A 20,594-nucleotide genomic window follows, 5' to 3' on the forward strand; every position below is an offset into this window, starting at 1 on the left:
GTGAGGTGGATTGGGACTCAACATTCTCGGCGAACGCAAAGTGTTCTTCGCTGTCCTGTTGCTAGTCGGGGCAGGTATCGCTGCTTTCCAGGCAGGCGCCTACTATTACTATCAGCGATCTAGCGCTTGTCCAAGTCCCTGTAGGGGGTCCATGGTATCAGTCGAGACTCTGATAAATTATGGCAACACGACAATTCAGTGGATCAACAAGACGGATGTACCTTCGGATTGGAATTTCTATCAGCTGACGAATTCCATCACGAGACTTGAGGCCACATATTATGGTCCTCCCACATCTGAGCACTTGATCACAGGGTTAAACGGAGTCCAGAGTAACCAGTACTACTTCTGGAGTCTGTGGGGGGTATGCGAGAAGTCCAAGGCATGGGTGGCCACCAGCGTTGGTGCTGACGCAATTCACTTTACACGATATCATACACTTGCTTGGTACTATCAGGCGTCAAACCCGCAAGACTCGTCCTCTTGGAACCCGCCAGTCCTAGGAGCGGCGAAGGTAACAATGTGCAGTTGAGACTCAGGCCTTCCCATTGGCTCTATCCTGCCGGATTCTGTCGCTCGCTCTTTGGCTGGGTGTGCCGTAGCCACCACCTCCCGGTGTTGTCACGTTTAGAATGTCTCCAATGTTTGCGGAAAGCGAGGTCTTGGAAGACAGAGTTGTGATCTTCTCACCTCGAGCAATGCCATACTTCCCCGGCGCTCCAGATTTCCCTTCCATGAGTCCCCAGGGTCCATGCCGTTGTCGTTCACCCATCAAGGAGATAGTTGATCCCTGAGCTAGGATCTCTGTTTCTCTTCTAATCCCCAATCCTCCTCGAAATCTTCCTCGTCCACCGGACCCTCGCACCAGTTCGTATCTTTTGACTCTGAGAGGGTAAGCAGATTCCAACGCCTCAACAGGTGTGTTCAACGTATTCGTCATGTGACTATGAATTCCGTCGATACCGTCCTTGTTGTATCGTGCGCCGAACCCGCCAGCGATGGTCTCGTAATAGGTGAAATATTTCCCGGTCCGGGGGTCCACTCCTCCAATCGTTACATTGTTCATTGTTCCTTGGCAAGCAGCGCAGACGCTCTCCGGAATAATATTGGAGAAGGCCTTAAGGGTGACATCAACGACTCGTGTCGAAGTTTCCACATTTCCTCCGGCGACCGGTGCTGGTGGCTTCGCGTTGACGATTGTTCCGGATGGAGCTTTGGCCTGAATGGGTTTGAAGCATCCAGCGTTTGCTGGAATCGAGGGATCCGTCACGCATCTTACCACGTAGTAGACTGCTGAGAGGGTGACGCTGTAGACTGCGTTCACGGGTCCCTGAACCTGCTTTGCACTGCCAGAGAAGTCAAAGGCTATGGAATCTTGACCGACTGTGACTTTGACCTTGATCGGGATGTCGGTTGTGCCTAGGCCATCGTCATCAAGATAGTCAATGGCTGTGGACGACTTTCTAGGTAGCTCGCGAATCCTCTTGATCATCAGCTCTTCCGAGTAGTCGATCAATTGTTTCATTCCTGACTCAACGGTGGATACGTTCGATTTTTTCAGCAGCTCGGTTAGACGTTTCGCAGCGACAAGGTTCGCGGCTCGTTGGGCTCTAAGATCTCCCAGCCTTTCTTCAGGAGTTCGAACATTGGTCAGTACGAAGTCGAGTAGTTGCCGGTTCGGCTTGCCCTCGGCCCAGAGTTTGATGGGAGGGATTCTGATTCCTTCTTGGTTGACATCTCTCGAAAGAGCCGACATGCTTCCAGGCGCAAGTCCTCCAACATCAGAGTGATGAGCGCGATTAGCAGCAAACCCGATCAGTCGTTCTTTGAGGAAGATCGGTGAGACCATGGTAATGTCGGGAAGATGGGTCCCACCGCGGTATGGATCATTGAGAATGATGTCGTCTCCTTCCGAAAAATCATCTTCAAACTCTTTGAGAACAGCCTGGACAGAGTATGGCATCGCGCCAAGATGGACGGGTATGTGCTCAGCTTGAGCTACCAGTTGTCCTGACGCATCGAATAGCGAGCAGGAGAAATCTCTCCTCTCCTTGATGTTCGGAGAGAAGCTCGATTTACGAAGAACGACTCCCATCTCCTCTGCAATCGAGATTAGCGAGTTCTTGAGGATCTCAAACGAAACCGGGTCAGGCAATTCCAATCTTTCTCTACGCTAAATCCTCACGCGATGTCACTTGGATCTCCATCGCCTTTGATATGCCCGGCGTATTTTGTCAGCTGTTCGGTCAAGTTCCTCTCGGGAGGGTCTGGAGCCATGGTCCGCTGGTATTCGAAAATCGTCTCCGTGGAACTTGGAATTACGTGCATGTGGAGGTGAATCTCCTTTGCGGTTCTCCATCTGCTAGGAAAAGATTGATTCCATCACATCTCAAGCCCGACTTGCGGACGGCATCAGCTACACGCGTTGTGATCTTGAAGAGATACATGCCCATTTTCTCCTCCATACTTGCTAGAGCTGGAAAGTGTTTCTTCGTAATGACCAGAACATGGCCCAGGTCTGCTGGAGCTATCGTCATCAACGCCATGATCTTCTTGTCCTCATACACGAGACTAGCAGGTGCTTTGCCGCTCACTATTTTGCAGAATACGCAGTTCTTCATGGGCGGAAGATCCGATTCTTTGCTTTGGCTGCATCGAGCTTATATGGCACCTAAGCGTAGAGCGGGTAACTTTGCCCGCTCCAAAATATCCTATCAAAGCCGCAATCTGGATCGCTCTTCTCGTGACTCTCAGCCTGGTTGCGCCACTTCACTATGCCAGTGCTGCATCCTCTCAAAGTTCCGCTGCAAGATCCGCTCTGAGCTGGCTGTCGAATAACGAGAGAGCTGACGGGTCTTTCGGGGATTATTCTCAACTCCCGACTCCTGGCGCGGCTTTTGCACTTTGGCTGAATGACTCGCACTCGCAGCAGGCTGCGAAGTCTTTCGCCTGGCTTGCTGCTCAGCTTGACGACTCCTCTAGCTTTGCATGGGGAGAAGCTGACATTCCAGGCGCTATGCTTCACGTGATTACTGCAAGTTCCAATATTGGTTTGATCCATAATCAGTCGGATTTTTCCAACCTTTTGAGCTATCAACAGTCCAGTGGGGGATTCGCCGGCTATTCTCCAGGACCATCATATGTGGCGGTTGCAAGTAGTGTGGATACCGACATGGCATTGTGGGGTTTGGCCAGCACTCCTCACATAACGGGGCAACAGCGGACAACTGCGGTCAACTTTCTTTTCTCGCTTCAGAACCGCGACGGTAGTTTCAATCTGACTTCCGCGGTTTCCTCGGATCCTCTTAACGCGTTCGGACCTGAGCCGATCAGCGTTACTGCATTGACTGTTCTAGCTTTGAAAGAAGCTGGCTATACTGCGAACGATAATCATGTTGCGAAGGCTTTGGATTTCTTAGCCAATACTGTTTCTAAGAACTTCACGTCTGCAAGCGATCACAAAGGGCACGTTTATGGTGCTTCATTGTCCGCACTGGCGTTCGATTTGTATGGCAGGAGCGGCCAAGCTCTGGCGTCAATCTCTTTCGTCTTGTCCCAGCAGAATTCAGATGGCAGTTTTCATGATGTTGTGCGGGGTTCTGCTCAGAAGACTCTTGATACGGGCTGGGTGACTGTTGCCTTGGAGCAGGTTCAGCCTGGTCCGTTGCTCAGTTCCTTTCTGCCTCCGCTCGTTTTCGTCGGAGTCATCATCCTGGTAGGAGTCGTAGCGGTTGTCGGGGTTGTCGTCGCCTACATTCTGTTAAGGCGGCGGGCTCTCAAGCGAACCCTGACCTCTGGAGCATCAACCATTTCTATCTTTTAGAGTAGAAAAGATGAACTCGTAAAAATCGCCTATTATCAGTGCCAGACAGGAAACGATTTCTGGAAAATAGGGAGTCTTAGCGACCGACCCTCGCGACGCAAGACCAGTCTCTCCGAGAATTTCCCGCGGAGGCCTTCATGGTCTAGGAAAGAAAAAAAATTCTATGGGTTCCCAAAAAAGTGGGGGCTATGAGCCTAGAGCTTTGAGGACTCTAGGGGTTTGTTTTTCAGGCTCGTATTAGCGTTCTTAGTTGTTTGTGGAGTGCTTTGGTGTTGATGATCCTTCGAGCGCGTGGACAATGTTGACGACTACCTTCAGCGTTGGGATCAGCGCGATCAAAAGGAAGATCAGTGGGTAAGCCCAGGGCTGGCTGGCAAAGGATGGAGCAGCAAGACCACTAGACACGTTGTATAGTATGACGATGGCGATGATCTGGAAGATGTACGCGAGCAATGGCACCCACGTCTGGTAATTCTTGTAGGCGTCTGAGACCGCATTGGAGAGTTGTGTTCCGAACTTGAAGACGATCAGGGCGACGATGAGCCCGATGCAGAACACGGCCACGTTCGCGATCGATATGGTGCTTCCTGAGATATTTTGTCCGATTCCTGGAAAGCCGAGAACAACTGCCTCGATGATCACGAGCACAATAACACCGGCGATCAGTCGTATGAACGCTGGCATCACTGGAGTGAACGCTCCCCAAGAGCTGTTCGAGCCGCTTGACGTATTGGTCATTTTTTATCTCACTATTAGAGAAGCTATGCCTAGCACGACTGGATATTGCAGTGTTGAAACCGGACCCCTAGCTTTCGAGTAACAAGCTTCTTCATCAGGTCATATCGTAATAGACACTGAGCCATTCCGGTCAATCACATATCTTGCTCTGGGCGGAACAACCAAGGTCGAATCATAGTCCTCTATCACACACGGTCCTCTTCCCTTGCTTCCAGGAAGCAAGCTGTTTCTCTGGAAGACTTGACATCGGATACTATGTCCATTCGTGAACCAGACTCCCCTCCCTTCCGTCAACTTCTGGCTTCGTTCGAAAGTACCCGCTACTCTCGGAACCATTCCAGCCTTACCTCTACAGTAGCTGCGAACATTAACGATCTCAACAGGCTTGTCCGTCTGAGAATATCCATATTTCATCTGATGTCTCTGGTGGAAGTCTCGAATAGCGGATCGAATGGCACTTCCAGAAACCATCCCGCCTCTAAGAGAGATTGATAATTCGTAAGATTGGCCTTGATACCGCATGTCAACGAATCTCTGATAATTGACGGCTCTCTCTTCTACTCCTTCCGCTCCCAGCAGCCTTCTCGCTCTCTCTTCCATTTCGCGAAAGATCTTCTCAAGCTCCTTACCATTCGCACCCTCTGCGATTCTCAGAACTGTCTGGACAGAATCGTGCAATGGCTCTGCGAGAAGAAGACCCAGACTCGATAGCAAGCCCGCGGCAGGGGGCACGACTATCCTCTCCATTTCTAGTTCTCCAGCAACCTCGCACGCAAACATGGGTCCAGCTCCTCCAAACGCTACGAGAACCATTTCACGCGGGTCGAGACCCTTTTCGACCGTCGCAGCTCGTAATGCCTCCGCGATTTTCGCGATTGCAATTCTCAAAACACCGATGGCACCATTGATCGCATTTGTCCTCAGCGGCTTCGCCACTCTCTCAGCAATCGCTTCGTTAGCAAGCCGTGGTTTCAAGGGCAGATCTCCCCCAAGCAGGAAGCCTGGACTCAACCGGCCAAGAACGAGAGACACATCCGTTAGTGTCGGCAACGTTCCCCCATTTCCGTAGCAAGCTGGACCCGGCGATGCCCCCGCACTCTGAGGCCCAACATGTAGAACACTTGCATCATCAACCCAGGCGATACTACCTCCACCAATTCCAACCTCGACAAGATCTACGACTGGAAATCTGACCGGGTATCCTGATCCTTCAACCCGTCGGCTTCCATGCAAGCGGCCGCCAACCTCATACTCGTTAGTCACCTCGAACCCATAACCAGACCATACTCCCGCCTTTGACGTCGTCCCGCCGACATCAAGAGAGACAAAGCTCTCAGATCTCCCAGAATAGAATTTGGACGCGACTGCCCCGGCAACAGGTCCGGACTCAATGAGCCGCGCAGGCTCCAACGCAGCTTGGGGAGAGAGCACCGTTCCACTGTTGGATTGCATCACAAATAGAGGCGCGCGAACACCAAGCTCTTCCAATCCGTTCTCGAGTTTTTCCAGATAGTCTGCGAATAACCGCTGAAGACACGTATTAACCACGGTCGTGCTGGTTCTTTCATATTCTCGAAACTCGGGAAGAAGCTCCGAAGACAATGACAGCCTCGCCTGTGGATGCTCCCTCCTGAAAATCTCGCCAGCTTCCTTCTCATGCTTCGGGTTAGCGTAAGAATGGAGAAAACAGATGGCAACTGATCCGATCCCGAGTCTCCGAATTCTTCTTGCAACCCGAACAACCTGTGAGGCATCAAGTGGTTCCAAGACCTTCCCGTCATACGTGATCCTCTCCGTAACCTCGAACCTGTATCGTCTAGGGACTAATGGAGGAAGACGTTCGACCTGAAGATTGTAGAGTTCAGGCCTGTTCTGCCGCCCGATCTCCAGAACGTCTCGAAAGCCTAAGGTCGTGACAAGGGCGGTTTCGGGAATGTTTCCGGTCAGTAGAGCGTTCGAGGCGAGTGTCGTTGCATGAATAACAACCCTTACGTGGCTAGGGTCAGTATTCTCTAGGTCCAACAATCTTCGAACGGCATCCAGCGCTCCTATCGATGGATCCACAGGCGTGCTCAGGACCTTGATCTTCCGGACCCCGCGCTTCCCGTGGGTTGCCACTAGGTCCGTAAAGGTCCCACCGATGTCGATTCCCACCCTGATCTTGTTGTCAGCAACCATTTTCTTTCTCTTGGCCTCGGAAGTATCTCACGCCTGTTTGTGTCCAGGATCTTGACAGGGTCACGTTCGGCTATCTCCAACTCTTAATATCGTTCCAGTTCATCCAAAGATATTCCGTTTGAATTCGGTATCTGAACCATGACAATTCACGTTCTTCTCACCGCCGACAACCATCTAGACCCCTCAGCTGTCCAGTACGGACCCCGACGATTCGAGCGCAAGCGCGACTTCCAGCGCTGCTTCGAAACACTAGTCAACTTCGCCTTGGAGAACAAGCCCGATCTTCTCCTAATTGGTGGAGACTTCTATGACGGCATCCTTCCCGGCAACCCCACCCGAGCGTTCGTGGCAGAACAGTTCAAATGCCTCCATGAGAGAAACATCAAAACCGTTCTAGTAAGCGGCCACCACGACACTCCACGTAGCGCAGAACAAGGCGCCTCCCCCCTCGCAGTCCACGCCAGAACCGGACACATCTACTTCCTACAAGAACAACACCCAACAACCAAGAAGTTCAATTTCGGACACGAAATAGTCAACGTCATAGGGATGAGCCTCAATCCAACCCTACCCGCAGACACAGATCCCCTCTCTGGTCAAGAGGTCAACCGAGATGCAGACATCAACATTTTCCTGACACACTATCCGATCGAGAGCTTCGACGGCTACTTCGGCCAAGAAACTCATATCCAGAAATCCTCTATCCCGAGAGATCTACAGCTCTTCGCCTCAGGACACCTGCATAAGCATCAAAGAAAAATAATCAACGGGACCCCGGTCATCTATCCTGGAAGCACCGAGAAGGCTTCGTTCAACGAAGAGGGTGAAAAGAAAGGATTCGTCTGGCTCGAACTCGACAAGACAGGAATAGTTCAGCAAGAGTTCCATCCAACCCCTGCTCGGCCAATGGAAACTCTTGATCTTCGACTGGCAGGAGATAGAAGCCTCACCCGACAAGTAGAGGGAGGGTTGGAGAAGAGAATCGACAACGAGAAAATACTTCGCGTCCGGGTTTCTGGGAAAGTTACTCTAGATCAACTCTCAACCTACAAGCGATCAGCACTCTACACATACGCACAGGACAAATTCTTCCACATCGAATTTGATGAGGAACAACTGAACGTTCTGACGATGGTTCCTTTGGAATCGCTTCCAAAAACCACTCCCCTCGAAGAACTAAACCGGACATTCCAGAACCTTCTAGAGAGAGCCGGTGATCAAGGAAGGCCTCTCGTCCAAGAGGCATGGAAACTTACTGTTGCAAAGCTTCAGGAGGAAGGAGTCGACTGAAACTTCTAAGCCTCTACGCTCACAACTTCAAGAAACTGAAATTCACGCAGCCGTTACTCTTCTCAGAAGGCATCTCGGTCATTGCAGGACTGAATGAGAGCGGAAAATCAACAATCCTCGACGCGATTCTCTTCGCCCTGTTCGGCAAGATGATGAGACCTAGTCAGCGACCAAGCAATGAAGAAATTCTCAGTTACGGGACCGGCGAAGCTCAAGTAAAACTCGACTTCGCTATCGGTGACCTGAAGTATAGAATCGTGAGAGAGGTTCACAAAACAAGAGCCAACAGGGCACAGCTATACGAATTGGCCGGTGACGGTCGACAAAAGACACTCGCCACATCGGCGATGGACACAACGAGCGAGGTTGAGAAGCTCCTCGGTGGCATCACTTACAATGAAATTGTCGCCAGTAGCGTGGTTGCGCAGAAAGATCTCGAACGATTAATCAATCAAAAACTTGACGACCGCAGAAAAGTTGTCAATGTATTCCTCAATTTGGACAGCTTCAATAAGGTTCAGGAACAATTTGATACCGAGAGAACTCGAATTGAGGGCACAAATCGAAATCCGGGGCAGCTAACGGTCGAACGTGAGCGTCTCCAGTCTCTTCAAGAACAACTGAAAAAATTCAGAGAGGCGCAAACCCAACTTTCAACCCTCGCAGAAAAAGTCGAGAAGCTAAAGTCTGAACTTTTGGACTTGGAGAAGAAATTCGCAGATACAGATTTTTTCCACAAAACCCTGAACAGATACGGGGAAGCTTTGAAGCTCCAACGATCTCTGCACCAGGAGATTCAGGATAAGTCCCGGCTTGCGGAGAGCCTCCAACAACAGTTAACCCGGATTTCCGCCCAGAGAAACGAACTGGAGAATGCTCGTTTGGAAATTGACAATTACTCAGGACTTTCCGAAATAGAATCCCAGCTCTCCCAAGCATCGAACATGCTTGACGGGCTTCAGTCTGCTGAAATCCGCAGAGTTCAATTGGAAGAGTCGAAAGACAATCTACATGCTAAAATTGTCGAGAAGACGAAGGAAGGCACAGGCCTTGGAATTACGAAACCGTTTGACTCCAAGCCAAGACGGGTCTGGACCTACCTAATCTCGACGTCGGCCCTCGGCGCAGGCGCCATTCTCTCATTCTTTCTTGCGCTCCCACAAGTGGCCGTTGCATTCGGGTCGTTGACCATAGTCTCGCTTCTATTACTGTCCAGACAAATCGTCTCGCTTTCCCAACAAGCAGCTAGCTCAAGATACGATCAGGAGCAATTAGCCAGAGCACATCTCGTTCAGTCATGGGAAACCGAGCTTGTAGAGAATGAACAAGATCTGACGAAGGTCCAACAGGACATTGCCGTAAGGTCAGAGAATCTGTTTGGAATACTTGGGTCAATCACGAGATACTCGACCGAGATTGAAGCGGCAAAGGACCCTAAGATTGCTTTTGAGACGATCTTCTCCCGATTCGACAACGACAGGCAATCGCGCCAGTCTATGGAAGAGAAGGTCAAATTTCTGGATCAGCAATTGAAAGAAGAACCCCAGATCAAAGAACACTTGGATCACATCCAGACTGAGATCGAACAGGTCGAAGAGAAATTCAGCAAGGCTCAGTTACCAGGTCTTCCCGAAGGCCTACTCTTCTCCGAGACATTGCTTGAGGAAACTGCCAATTCGAGAGATAGGCTGAAGGAATCCGTTTCAAGAAATAAGGCCCAAATTGAAGAATCAATTTCGCGACAACTTGAGTTACGCCAGCTACTAGAAAAGAACGGCGATATCGAAGACCAGGTTCAGACGCAAGTGAAGAAGGTGATGCTGTTAGAGAAAGACTGCGCAGTTGTGAAGCTATCTATCAAAGGACTTGAGCAGACGTCTGAGTCCTTGAGAAACCGTGTCAAGCCTCAAGTCGAACGTTACATGGGGCTCATCCTTCCCGTAATAACTTCTGGAAGATACAAGGCCGTCCAACTGGATGAGGACTACACAGTCAGAGTCTTCGATCCTGAGGCGGGAGAGTTCAAGGCAAAGGAGGTTTTCTCTGGAGGCACAGAAGACCAGCTCTTACTCGCGATGAGGCTGGCCTTTGCCCTCGCCTTGATACCTCAAGCCAAAGGCCATAATCCGGAATTTCTATTCCTCGACGAGCCTCTGGGCAGTTCAGACAGAGTGCGGCGAGAGGGAATTCTCGCATTGCTTCGTAGAGAACTATCGCAGAATTTCAAGCAGATTTTCCTCATTAGCCATGTTGGAGATCTTGAAGCAGAAGCCGACACGATAATCCAAATGGACAACGGGGCCGTGCGTGAAGTCGTCGGGCGAAAATCTCCAGCGCGCCAACCAGTCGCGGTTCCCGCCTGAGTTTTCTAAAATCGTTGGACTAGCTGATGTATGGTGAAACCGAAGGCACCTGAAGGGCTTTCAAGGCTTGTAAGAGAGTCTGTTCAGCATTAGTTCTAACATCGCCAACTTCTGAGAGGAGAGATGTCCAGAGCATGTAGATGCTACCTTCGTTCTCTGTTGCTTGGAAGAATCCGAGTCTTTCGAGGGAAGATGTCAGTTGGTGGAAGCGGGCTGATCTTGATGAGAGCCCAACGGTTATGGTCCAGTCGCCTAGCTTGTCAAGGCTGACGCCTACGGTTGCATCGGTGAGCGTAATTGAGAGACCGGACCCACGCTTCAATGAACTGTCAATCATTGTTGCCACCGACCTTTGGTTTGCGAAACCAAGGTCTAATCCGGACTCGCGCTTCTGGGTCTCTGTCATAGCCTCAGCCCACCCTCAACAATGAGCTTAACAATCATGTTACCTGACAGGCTATTGCAATGGAAATCATGTGAGTTTCTCGGGTGTTTATATTGGGCTCCGCCCTTCTGGTAGCTTCTCCCCGGCGAAATTGCCATGTCGATGTTTGACCTCGAAGAGGACAAGCTCCTAGCTGAAATAACAGGGAGAGGTGCCCGAAGGATACTGATTCAACTTCCGGACGGTCTGAAGAACGAAGGCACTCGGCTCGCGAAACTGGTTCGAGAGAAAACGGGAGTGGACGTGTTTGTCTCCGCTGTTTCTGCATGGGGTGCATGCGACCTTTCTCTGGATGCCGCTGCCCGTCTCAAAGCAGACCTACTAGTCCACTACGGGCATAACGAGTTCCTTCGCGACGGTTCGAATGAAGTGCCAGTAGTGTATATTCCGGCGAAAAGTAATCATGAGATTATTCCTGTCGTCGAAAGATCCATTTCCCTTCTCCAAGGCAAGAAAGTTGGCTTAGCCACTGCGATTCAACACTTACACAAGCTCCCCGAAGCCGCAAAGGTCCTTGAGACGAAGGGATTCAACGTTCAGACACCGGGACGCGGCCCTTGGGCGCATGAGACCGGCCAAGTTCTAGGATGCGACTACTTCGGACTCAGGAGGATTCAGCCCCAAGTAGACTCCTTCCTCATCGTCGGTAGCTATTTCCACGGTCTCGGTGCGGCTCTCTCAGTAGAGAAACCAACGATTCTTGCCGATCCCTACGATGGAACAGTCAAGGTCCTAGACCAAGACAGAGATCGAATCGTGCGCCAAAGATACGCAATGGTCGACAAAGCTAGGAGAGCTAACAGTTTCGGAATAATTGTATCGACAAAACCAGGACAGAGCAACCCAACGATCGCGCTCTCAATTCAGAAGCAGGTCGAAGAAGCAGGCAAGAAAGCGGTAATTCTCTACGCGGATGAAATTGTGCCACAGAAACTACTCGACTTCATCGATATTGATGTCTTCGTTGATACCGCATGTCCTCGTCTTGCTCTAGACGACCCAGAAAGGTTTCCGAAACCGATCATTACTAGAGACGAGATCATGGTTGCAATCGGAGCCTGGACTTGGGAACAGCTTTTGGAACGTGGACTGGTCCGCCTATAATTGGTCGAAGAACAAACAATTTCTAAACGGGGACTGGAAATTCAGCTAGCAAAGCTGAAGACTCTTCAGACTTCCCGACTAGGACTCGAACAATATCCTGTATCTCCCGAAGTAGCCGCTGAACTTCTCTATATGGCCGGGTTTGAACACCACGATCTTGAAGGACACATCATCGATCTCGGAACCGGAACCGGGCGTCTGGCTATTGGAGCTGCACTGATGGGCCCAAAGAAAATCGTTGGCGTAGATATTGACGAGAGATCAATTGCCCTGGCAAAGGAGAATGCGTTGGCCACGGGAGTCAAAGTCGAATGGGTGCTCTCAGATATCAATCAGATCACGGGAAGATGTGATACCGTGATCATGAATCCCCCCTATGGAACACGGACGCCTCATCTTGATGTTCGGTTTCTCGAGCGGGCCTTCGAACTTGCGCCAATTTCGTATTCTATTCACAAGAGCTCGACCAGAGAATTTCTCAAACGCGTCATTGCAAGAAAGGGTCGGAGAGTGGATGAAGTGCGCAGTATGAGTTTGGATATTCCCCATCTGTTCTCTTTTCATCAGAAACGATCAGAAATGGTCGAAGTAGACCTTTACCGCATTCTAGCCTAGGGCTCCGATTTCTTCTCTCCACTTGAAAGAGGAGGTGGCGTGGCAGTCTGTTTTTTGTTTTCAAGCGATGGTTTCAGTATTGTCTCCGTTGAGCTTGTTGCACCCAGTGGCGGAGCGCTAATCGAGGGACTGGAAACGACCGCGACCATTGGAATTTTCGCGCGTCTTGGGCGAAGTTTCGTCAATTGTTTGCCCGCGTTGCGGAATATGGCTAGTTTGCCAGCACCGTGCGTCTCGGGCTTTCCTCGGAGTAGAATGTAGGTTGTCAAGAATGATGTTACGCCAAGTATCACTCCGGTCCAGACATTGATTCCAGCCAGAATCTTCGAATTTGTCTGCTTCACGAAGCCTTGTAGGTATTGGTTGTTGATGTAATCGAGATAGAGTGTGAGTCCAAGCCCCACAATCGCTATAGTCTCCATGGTAACTGTTAGCTTTGTTTTCATTGGGATTGGAGGTATGAGCTTCTCTTCTGGGGTGATTGGCACTCGTCTGATGCGTCCTGGGGCCCACCAGTTGAGTCGCTTCATGTGCCTCATGATCGAAGGTACAAGGTAGACTCGTGTCAGGGTGGCGTCGAGAAGCACGACTATGAAGAATGCTAGTCCGAGCTGCTGGAGCATGGGAATCTGGGAGATCATCATTGTTCCGAAGGCGCCCGCCGTCACTAGACCTGTGGCGGTGATTATGCTTCCAGTGTGTTCTACTGCTGATTCGATGGCCTCATCATCTTTCGCACCGCCTACCACATATTCTCTGATCCTAGTTACTAGGAATATGTCGTAGTCAAGTCCCAGTCCAAGCATTATTACTAGGAGCATGATTGGTAGTATCCAGATCAGTTCCATTCCAAAATAGGCGTGGAAGACGTAGATGACCGCGGCCATCGCCCACGAAATGCTGAGAAGAATTGTGAAGATCAATCTCAACGGAGTGAAGATTGAGCCTAAGGCGATCATCAGAACCACGAAGACTCCCACTAGAACTAGCGCGGTCATATTGAAGTAGTCAGCAGCACTTGAGTTGGCGAGATCAGCGACAGAAGCAGTTTCTCCCCCTACAAGCATTGATGATGCAGCAAGTAGTTTGTCATTGCTCCGGAGACCGTTGACGTTCTGCCTAATTTTCGCAAGAGTGGAAATCGCCTGGTCCGTATAGGGCTCATTCGACAAATTAGCCCAGACCATTGCGGATTTTCCATCACTGCCGAGGAAAGGCTTCATGCTCCTGATCATTGTTTGTTGCTGCGCCGCGTTCAGTTGCATGAACGACGAGTAGGGAATGGGATCACCTGATGGGTGCGTAAGCCCGTATACTTTCGATACACCAGGGACGGACAGTGTCGAGTTTTCAGCGTAGGATAGAGATCGTAGAGCGGTGATATTGATCCAGTTGTCGGTTGCGAGCAGCACTGGCGTCTGGACGATCGTGTATGTGGGGGTGATTGTGCCAGGTCCGAATCCTTGGACCATACTGTTGTAACCTGCCCTGCTCTCAAGGGAGATCGGAACTTGAGAAATGAGGTCGTGACTCGTCTGGGAGGAAAGAACAGTGCTCGTTGCCGGCAGACTTACGGCTAGGGCGACTATGAGGATTAGTTTCGAATGTTTTGCGGTGAATCTAGCGGCACGTGCGTAGTAGCTGTTTCCTTTACTCTTCTTCTTTCTCCATAGGCCAAGTCCGCCGGGCCAGAACATTCTGTCTCCGAACATTGACAAAATGGCCGGGACTAGAGTGAGGGCCACTAACAGAGCTATGGATATTCCCATCATCACGGCGATTCCGATGGATCGGAGCATGCCGAATCCGGCGATGGCTAGGCTTCCAAACGCGATGACTACTGTTGCTCCGCTCGTGGCGATGCTTTCGCCCGCCCATGTTACTGCTCGTTCGACGGAGTCTTTCTTTCCTCGCCCCATTCGTCTTTCTTCGGCATATCTGCTGACTAGGAATATGCAGTAGTCTGATCCGGCTCCGAACATGGCAACGGGCAGTAGTGTCAGAATCAGGAAGTGTACGCTAGTGAAGAAGGTGCCGATTACATAGACGAGGCCGAAAGCTATGCCTACGGATATTCCGATTGCGGAGACCGGGATTAGTGGCGCTGCTAGGGATGCGAAGAATATGCCGACTATGACCAGAATCAGGATGATTGTGATGGGGTCTATTCGTTCGACGTCTCTGATCGATTCATTTTCAATATCGAAGTTGAACGCTGGTGCGCCAGTGACGTACACTAGGAGGTTTGTGTTGCTGAAGACGTTCGCATGCTGAACGTCTGTCCTTATGCTAGCTATACTGTTCTTAGGGTCCGGTCCTGTTGTCCTAAAGTCGAGTATGACAAGCATCGTGTCGTTGGAGCCTGAGACGAACTGGGTGTAGACGTCTCTGCTCGGCTGGACAGGGTAAGTGTTGACATTATAGTTTCTGAGGAGCGTGCCCGCGAGGCCTGTGAGGTCCCCGAAGCTTGCCGAGGGGCCGAGCAAGTAGATCTCGCTAATGATGAACTTCTGGGTTGGGGTTGCATTGAACGCTTTCGAGAAACTGTCGATAACGAAGGTCTGGATTGCGACAGGGTCGGTCCAATAATTGTTGGGACATGTATTAGGACAGAAGTTGTATAGGTTGAAGAATCTGGCAGATTCGATGAAGAGAGCGCGCGTAGTAGCGTCCATGATGCTGGACTGAAAGAATGGGATGGTGATGTTGTAGTAAGCTGGCTGAGTCGCCAGTAAGGGGCTTCCTCTAGTCACATTTTGAGCGCGCGCAAGTGGAGGGGCGACTATCGTGAGTTGTGTTTGAGTGTAGGTTGCCGCAGTGAACGTCTGATTCCATGATTGGTAGAAGATGTTTTCGTAGGCCAGAGCGATTGGGAGGTAGGCTTGAGGGGTTTGCGAGGATATGCTTAGCCACGCGGACTGGTTAGCTTTCTGGTTGTAAACCGCGACTTGTGTTTGGCTTACGTTGAAGGGCCCAGAGTTTACGAGGGTCGTCCATTGGCTCACGTAGGTCGAAGGTATTCCGAACTCGAGAGAGGTTGCAAGGCTCGTCAAATTCTTCTCCTGATAGAGCTGAAGATGAACCACGCTGTTATAGCCGACAAGGAGTTGGTAGTAGATGTCGTAGATGCTCGTGATGTTGCTGATGTTTGTGATGGTGCGGTCATTATGGAGGGTTTTGTTGAGAGTGAGGGTAAAATCGCGAACGTCGTTGCCTCGGACGTCCTTTGACGTAATTACCACGACGACGCTGCTTCCCTGGCTGATGCTGAACTCTTTGCTGACAATGGATTGGGCAAGGCTGGACTCTGAGTTCTTGGGGTTGTATGCTGTCTCGGTGTAGACGATGACACTCTGAACCTGGAGAATCGCAGGGACGCTCAGCGCGAGAGCTACTAGCCAAATTACGAAGACTGCCCGGTTGTGTTTGATGATGGTACGAGCTAGCCTTGTGAACAGCAATTCATTCCCTCTTCGGGGGTGTGAAACGAGCCGGAAACGGGCTGAGCGTCATAAAGCGGTACTGTAACCCTAAACGCTAACCCGAGGCTAAACCGAGGCGTAGAGTATGTCTATATGGCGAAACTGAGCCAGAATCTAGCTAAGGCGAGCGTGGATGAAGCCGGTAAGCCTCCTACTAGCCCAAACTGGTCCCAGAGTCGGTAACAAGGAGCGAAATCTCAACCAGATCTCAGAACAAGCATCTAAGGCTAGAAAAAAGAACGTTGACCTGCTAATCTTTCCTGAGCTTCACCTAACGGGCTACACGATGCGGGACGAGGTGTCCCATTGGGCAGAGGCCGTTCCAGGTCCTAGCACTCGGAAGGTCGAAGCCATCGCGAAGGAGCACAGTGTCCACGTCATTTTCGGAATGCCTGAGGAGAGCGAGGTCAAGGGAGTAATCCACAACACCGCAGTGTTCGTTGGTCCGAAGGGTTTGATCGGGAGGTATCGGAAAATCCATCTCCCAACGCACTCTGTTTTCGAGGAACGTCGGTACTATCGTCCGGGACAAGAAGCACCGGTTTTCAAGACCGACATCGGAACCATAGCTCTGAGCATCTGCTACGATCTCTACTTTCCCGAGCTGACTCGCTTGCAGGCGTTGCAAGGCGCAGAGCTAGTTGTCTGTATCTCTGCAAGTCCGGGGTTGAGGCGTAGATTTTTTGAGGGATTCTGTCTGAGCCGTGCTATGGAGAATGCCGTCTATCTAGCCTATGTTAACCGGGTTGGGGTCGAAGAGGGCCTGCAATTTTGGGGTGGAAGCCGGGTTGTAGCGCCTAGCGGTTCAGTTCTAGCCCAATGTAAGTATGATGTGGAGGAGTTTAAGATCTGCAAAGTTGACCTTGATGAAGTTTCTCGAGCAAGGGCATTCATACCAACGATAAAGGACCTTGAGCCAGCACTTTTTGACCAGCTAAGAACCAAGAGCCGGGAAGCGTAGAATCAGACTTCGTGAAGGGCGGGAGCGAGATCGCCTCCCTGAGGAACTAGCCAAAAAGAAGCTGCTTCGCACGCGATAAATCATGAACAAAATGGTACAAAACGCAATCCATGGCATCCTTTCAGCCTACGACATCGTAAAAACCCTCATTAGCACCCTCAACTATTGCCCCTATTGAATTTACTGATGAAGGGTCGTAACTATCGTTCCCCATCGGGCCAGGCTTTCACTCGGATGAAATACATCCGCGGGTCCCCCGCACCTAAGGTTTCCAAGTTCAACATGGGAGACCTATCCACCCAGTTCGCTCGAAAGATCCATCTTGTCTCCAAGGAACACGTGCAGATCCGACATAACGCCCTAGAATCGGCCCGTGTATCCGCGAACAAGATCCTAACCGACAGGTGGGGAGAAACAGGATATCGATTACAGCTTTGCGTGTACCCGCACATTATCCTCCGAGAAAACAAGATGATCGCCACCGCCGGAGCCGACAGGCTTCAGGAGGGAATGCGCCGAGCCTTCGGCAAACCCACCGGCCGAGCAGCCAGAGTCGAAAACGACCAGGACATCTTCATCATCTACGTTCCTGAGGATGGCGTCGAAACTGCCAAGAAAGCAATGGAAGTCGCGGGAACAAAACTCCCGATGAAAACCCGGATCATAGTCGAAGAACCAGTCGCCCCCCAGATGCCAGCAGGAGCCTAACTCTTTGCCCAGGCCTGACGCCATAGTTGTCCGGCTTGAAGACGTAAGAAAAGACGACATTCCACTAGTAGGTGGAAAATGCGCTAACCTTGGGGAACTAACAGCCAAGGGAGTGCATGTTCCTCCCGGGTTCGCTGTCACTGCTGAAGCGTTCCGCCAATTTCTGGAGGAGACGAAGATCGGCGAGATTATTCACAAGACCCTTGGAAGCTCCAACGGTTCCAAAGACCCGAAACAATACGAGGAAGCGTCCGAGGAAATTCGCAAGATTCTAGAATCCGCCCCCATGCCCCAGGACATCGCGAGCAAGGTCAGGAGCGCTTACCGGGATCTCTGCGAGAAAACAGGTGACAAAAATGTAACCGTGGCCGTCAGGTCCTCCGCTACAAGCGAGGATTTGCCCGACGCATCGTTCGCCGGGCAACAGGACACTTACCTCAACGTTCGGGGCGAGGACCAACTCGTACACTACGTGCAGAAATGCTGGGGCAGCCTCTACACACCCAGGGCGATATTCTACCGGGAAGAGAAAGGTTTCCCCCACGAAAAGGTCCTCATCAGCGTCGGGGTTCAGAAAATGGTAAGGTCAAAATCCTCAGGCGTAGCCTTTACCCTGGACCCGATCAACGGCGACCCATCGAAGATCGTTATCGAATCAACATGGGGACTCGGAGAGGCTCTAGTCGCCGGAATCGTCCGCCCTGACAGATTCATCGTCGACAAGGGCACAATGCAGCTAATCCACAAGGAGATCGTCCCAAAAATGATCGAACATGTTCCAAACGAAAAGACTGGGCTGACGATGCAAAGCGAGGTTCCTATAGAGCGCCGTAACGTCTCAAGCCTAACCGACGAGGAAGTTATTGAAATTGCAAAGACCGCTGTGGACATTGAGGATCACTACCGAAGCGCACAGGACGTCGAGTTTGCAGTCGAGCAAGGGTCTGCCGGACGCTCACTCTACATTGTCCAGACCAGGCCTGAGACGTTCTGGAGCAAAATGAAGAGTCCAACAGACGAAACCGATTCGCACATCGTTCACAGGGTTGCAGTCGTGCACGGTCTCCCCGCGAGCCCAGGATTGCACGCGGGAAGAGCCAAGATCGTCCCGACCACCGTTGAAGCGGGACGCCTAATGAAAAACAAGGACATTCTCGTCACTCGAATGACGAACCCCGACTGGGTTCCCTACATGAAAATCGCAGGCGCAATCGTCACGGAAGACGGGGGGACAACATGTCATGCCGCCATTGTCTCACGGGAGATGGGTATCCCATGCATCGTAGGAGCAAGGAACGCGACGAAACTGATGCAGACGGGACAAGAATACACTGTTGACGCGAAATCAGGAGTCGTATACAATGGTCTAGTCGAAGAAATTCTCAGGGCAACGCAACCCCAACACGAGATTCCCACTGTTATCCCAATAACCGCGACAAAGATCTACGTAAACATCTCACTCCCAGAACTCGCCGAAAAGGTCGAACGGGAGACGCACGCAGATGGTGTAGGTCTCTTGCGAGCAGAGCATATGATGCTCTCCGTCGGAAAACATCCCCGCTTACTAATAGAAGAGGGAGGCGCCAAGAAGATGGTTGATGCTTTCGCAGAGGGCGTCAGAAGAGTCGCGACCCCCTTCGCTCCAAGACCCGTCGTATACAGATGCCTAGACTTCAAGCCCGACGAGTTTCTCGGACTTCCAGGCGGCGAAAAATACGAACACGAAGCTGGACACGTCGGACCCAACCCGTTGCTAGGATACCGTGGCTGCTTCCGATACACCAAAGAGCCCGACATTTTCCGATTAGAGTGTCAAGCTATAAGAAAAGTCAGAGAGGAGTACAAGCTCACCAACGTCCACGTGATGCTACCCTTCGTCCGGACGTTAGAGGATTTCAAGAACGCGAAGAAGATCCTCGAGGAAGAGGGATTGAAGAGAGGCCCCGACTTCAAGCTCTGGATAATGGTAGAAGTCCCTGCTACAGTGTTGTTGATTGACAAATTTGTCGACGAAGGAATTGACGGCATTTCTTTCGGAACCAACGACTTGACGATGCTGATTCTTGGCATTGATCGGGATGATGCTTCGATACAGGAGATTTACGATGAGCGCAATCTCGCAGTGCTGCGGGCTATGAGTCATGTCATCAGGATTTGCAATGAAAAGGGCGTGACAACATCAATATGCGGTCAAGCCCCCTCAAACTATCCGGAGGTTGTTGAGTTCTTGGTCCGAGAAGGTGCCGTCAGCATGAGTGTCAACCCTGACAAGGTTATCGAGACGAAACTGCTGGTAGCGGCCATCGAACAGAAATTGATGCTTGAAGGGATGAGAAAAATGCGTCAGGCCAACGGAGACCAGGGAGCAATGCAGCCCCGCTGGCCAAAGTGATCCGGAATTCACCTAGAATTTTGTTCGAGCAGCTCGTAGACTGGATCAAACAGAACTATAGCGACGCCAGAAAAATTATCGAGGTTGGGGTAGGCCACAGGATAGATGTGGCGGAACAGATAGCCGAAGCTCTTCCTCGAACAGAAATTCTTGTGACCGACAAGGACGAGTCGTGGGTCCGCACAAGGAAAGGTGGCCGAATCAGAGGTATCTCTGATGATGTGATGTTTCCTCGCCTCAACCTGTACCAGGGCGCCTCCCTCGTCTACAGTTTGCACCCACCCGTGGAGATCTTCCCTGCCCTGGAGAGGTTGGCGAATGGAGTCGGTGCAGATCTCCTGATCGTTCCGATAAGCGATGAACGACACGAGTTTCAACGGGCTATGTGGCGAGAACTCATCATTCAGGGGAGAATGGTCGGCTGGTTTCTCGACAAGCGCTCATGATCACAAAGAGGCATTCTGACTAGTAACGCAAACACGCTCTCCCCGGTAT

The 20,594-nt window shown here is 51.1% G+C and carries 16 protein-coding genes; 10 read left to right on the top strand and 6 right to left on the bottom strand.

Annotation, left to right across the window (positions count from 1 at the left end):
* Positions 1 to 10: 10 nt before the first annotated feature.
* Positions 11 to 532 carry a hypothetical protein gene (locus tag VGS11_12245; protein HEV2120857.1) on the top strand — a complete coding sequence of 174 codons (522 nt, stop codon included), beginning with the start codon at positions 11 to 13 and terminating at the stop codon, positions 530 to 532.
* Between the two features lie 3 nt (positions 533 to 535).
* Here VGS11_12245 and VGS11_12250 read toward each other — a convergent pair whose 3' ends face one another.
* Positions 536 to 2,155, bottom strand: coding sequence for a hydantoinase B/oxoprolinase family protein (locus VGS11_12250; GenBank protein HEV2120858.1), 1,620 nt, complete (start codon positions 2,153 to 2,155; stop codon positions 536 to 538).
* A 163-nt stretch (positions 2,156 to 2,318) separates the two neighbouring features.
* Positions 2,319 to 2,621, bottom strand: a complete 303-nt coding sequence (locus VGS11_12255; GenBank protein HEV2120859.1) for an HIT domain-containing protein — start codon at positions 2,619 to 2,621, stop codon at positions 2,319 to 2,321.
* Positions 2,622 to 2,692: 71 nt separating this feature from the next.
* Here VGS11_12255 and VGS11_12260 point away from each other — a divergent pair, with 71 nt between their 5' ends.
* Positions 2,693 to 3,823, top strand: a complete 1,131-nt coding sequence (locus VGS11_12260) for a prenyltransferase/squalene oxidase repeat-containing protein (protein HEV2120860.1) — start codon at positions 2,693 to 2,695, stop codon at positions 3,821 to 3,823.
* 246 nt (positions 3,824 to 4,069) lie between these two features.
* Here VGS11_12260 and VGS11_12265 read toward each other — a convergent pair whose 3' ends face one another.
* Both VGS11_12265 and VGS11_12270 read right to left on the bottom strand, forming a co-directional pair.
* Positions 4,070 to 4,561 (bottom strand): hypothetical protein, encoded by a 492-nt coding sequence (locus VGS11_12265; protein ID HEV2120861.1) that lies wholly within the window; start codon positions 4,559 to 4,561, stop codon positions 4,070 to 4,072.
* A gap of 99 nt (positions 4,562 to 4,660) precedes the next feature.
* Positions 4,661 to 6,739, bottom strand: coding sequence for a hydantoinase/oxoprolinase family protein (locus VGS11_12270; GenBank protein HEV2120862.1), 2,079 nt, complete (start codon positions 6,737 to 6,739; stop codon positions 4,661 to 4,663).
* A gap of 138 nt (positions 6,740 to 6,877) precedes the next feature.
* On the opposite strand from VGS11_12270, the gene VGS11_12275 reads away from it, so the two are divergent.
* Positions 6,878 to 8,029: a metallophosphoesterase gene (locus VGS11_12275; protein HEV2120863.1), complete on the top strand. Its 1,152-nt coding sequence runs from the start codon at positions 6,878 to 6,880 to the stop codon at positions 8,027 to 8,029.
* Positions 7,984 to 10,392, top strand: a complete 2,409-nt coding sequence (locus VGS11_12280; GenBank protein HEV2120864.1) for an SMC family ATPase — start codon at positions 7,984 to 7,986, stop codon at positions 10,390 to 10,392. The genes VGS11_12275 and VGS11_12280 overlap by 46 nt, the downstream gene beginning before the upstream one ends.
* Positions 10,393 to 10,411: 19 nt before the next feature.
* On the opposite strand, the gene VGS11_12285 is transcribed toward VGS11_12280, so the two are convergent.
* Positions 10,412 to 10,798, bottom strand: coding sequence for a hypothetical protein (locus VGS11_12285; protein ID HEV2120865.1), 387 nt, complete (start codon positions 10,796 to 10,798; stop codon positions 10,412 to 10,414).
* A gap of 135 nt (positions 10,799 to 10,933) precedes the next feature.
* Between VGS11_12285 and dph2 the strand changes: the two genes are divergently transcribed.
* Positions 10,934 to 11,941, top strand: a complete 1,008-nt coding sequence (gene dph2 / locus VGS11_12290; protein ID HEV2120866.1) for a diphthamide biosynthesis enzyme Dph2 — start codon at positions 10,934 to 10,936, stop codon at positions 11,939 to 11,941.
* Complete coding sequence (locus tag VGS11_12295) at positions 11,942 to 12,556, top strand: METTL5 family protein (protein HEV2120867.1); 615 nt, start codon at positions 11,942 to 11,944, stop codon at positions 12,554 to 12,556.
* On the opposite strand, the gene VGS11_12300 is transcribed toward VGS11_12295, so the two are convergent.
* Positions 12,553 to 16,017: an efflux RND transporter permease subunit gene (locus tag VGS11_12300; protein ID HEV2120868.1), complete on the bottom strand. Its 3,465-nt coding sequence runs from the start codon at positions 16,015 to 16,017 to the stop codon at positions 12,553 to 12,555. The two genes, VGS11_12295 and VGS11_12300, sit on opposite strands and share 4 nt — an antisense overlap.
* A 154-nt stretch (positions 16,018 to 16,171) precedes the next feature.
* Between VGS11_12300 and VGS11_12305 the strand changes: the two genes are divergently transcribed.
* From VGS11_12305 to VGS11_12320, 4 genes are all read left to right on the top strand, one after another.
* The gene (locus VGS11_12305; GenBank protein HEV2120869.1) at positions 16,172 to 16,999 is read left to right on the top strand and encodes a carbon-nitrogen hydrolase family protein; all 828 of its coding nucleotides are present in this window, start codon (positions 16,172 to 16,174) and stop codon (positions 16,997 to 16,999) included.
* A 174-nt stretch (positions 17,000 to 17,173) separates the two neighbouring features.
* Entirely contained in the window at positions 17,174 to 17,707 is a 534-nt protein-coding gene (locus VGS11_12310) for a 50S ribosomal protein L16 (protein ID HEV2120870.1), read from the top strand.
* 4 nt (positions 17,708 to 17,711) lie between these two features.
* Entirely contained in the window at positions 17,712 to 20,099 is a 2,388-nt protein-coding gene (gene ppsA / locus VGS11_12315; GenBank protein HEV2120871.1) for a phosphoenolpyruvate synthase, read from the top strand.
* 20 nt (positions 20,100 to 20,119) lie between these two features.
* On the top strand, positions 20,120 to 20,545 hold the full coding sequence (locus VGS11_12320; protein HEV2120872.1) for a UPF0146 family protein: 426 nt from the start codon (positions 20,120 to 20,122) through the stop codon (positions 20,543 to 20,545).
* The last annotated feature ends 49 nt before the right edge of the window (positions 20,546 to 20,594 follow it).

Source organism: Candidatus Bathyarchaeia archaeon (genome assembly GCA_035935655.1).
Taxonomy (GTDB): domain Archaea; phylum Thermoproteota; class Bathyarchaeia; order 40CM-2-53-6; family 40CM-2-53-6; genus 40CM-2-53-6.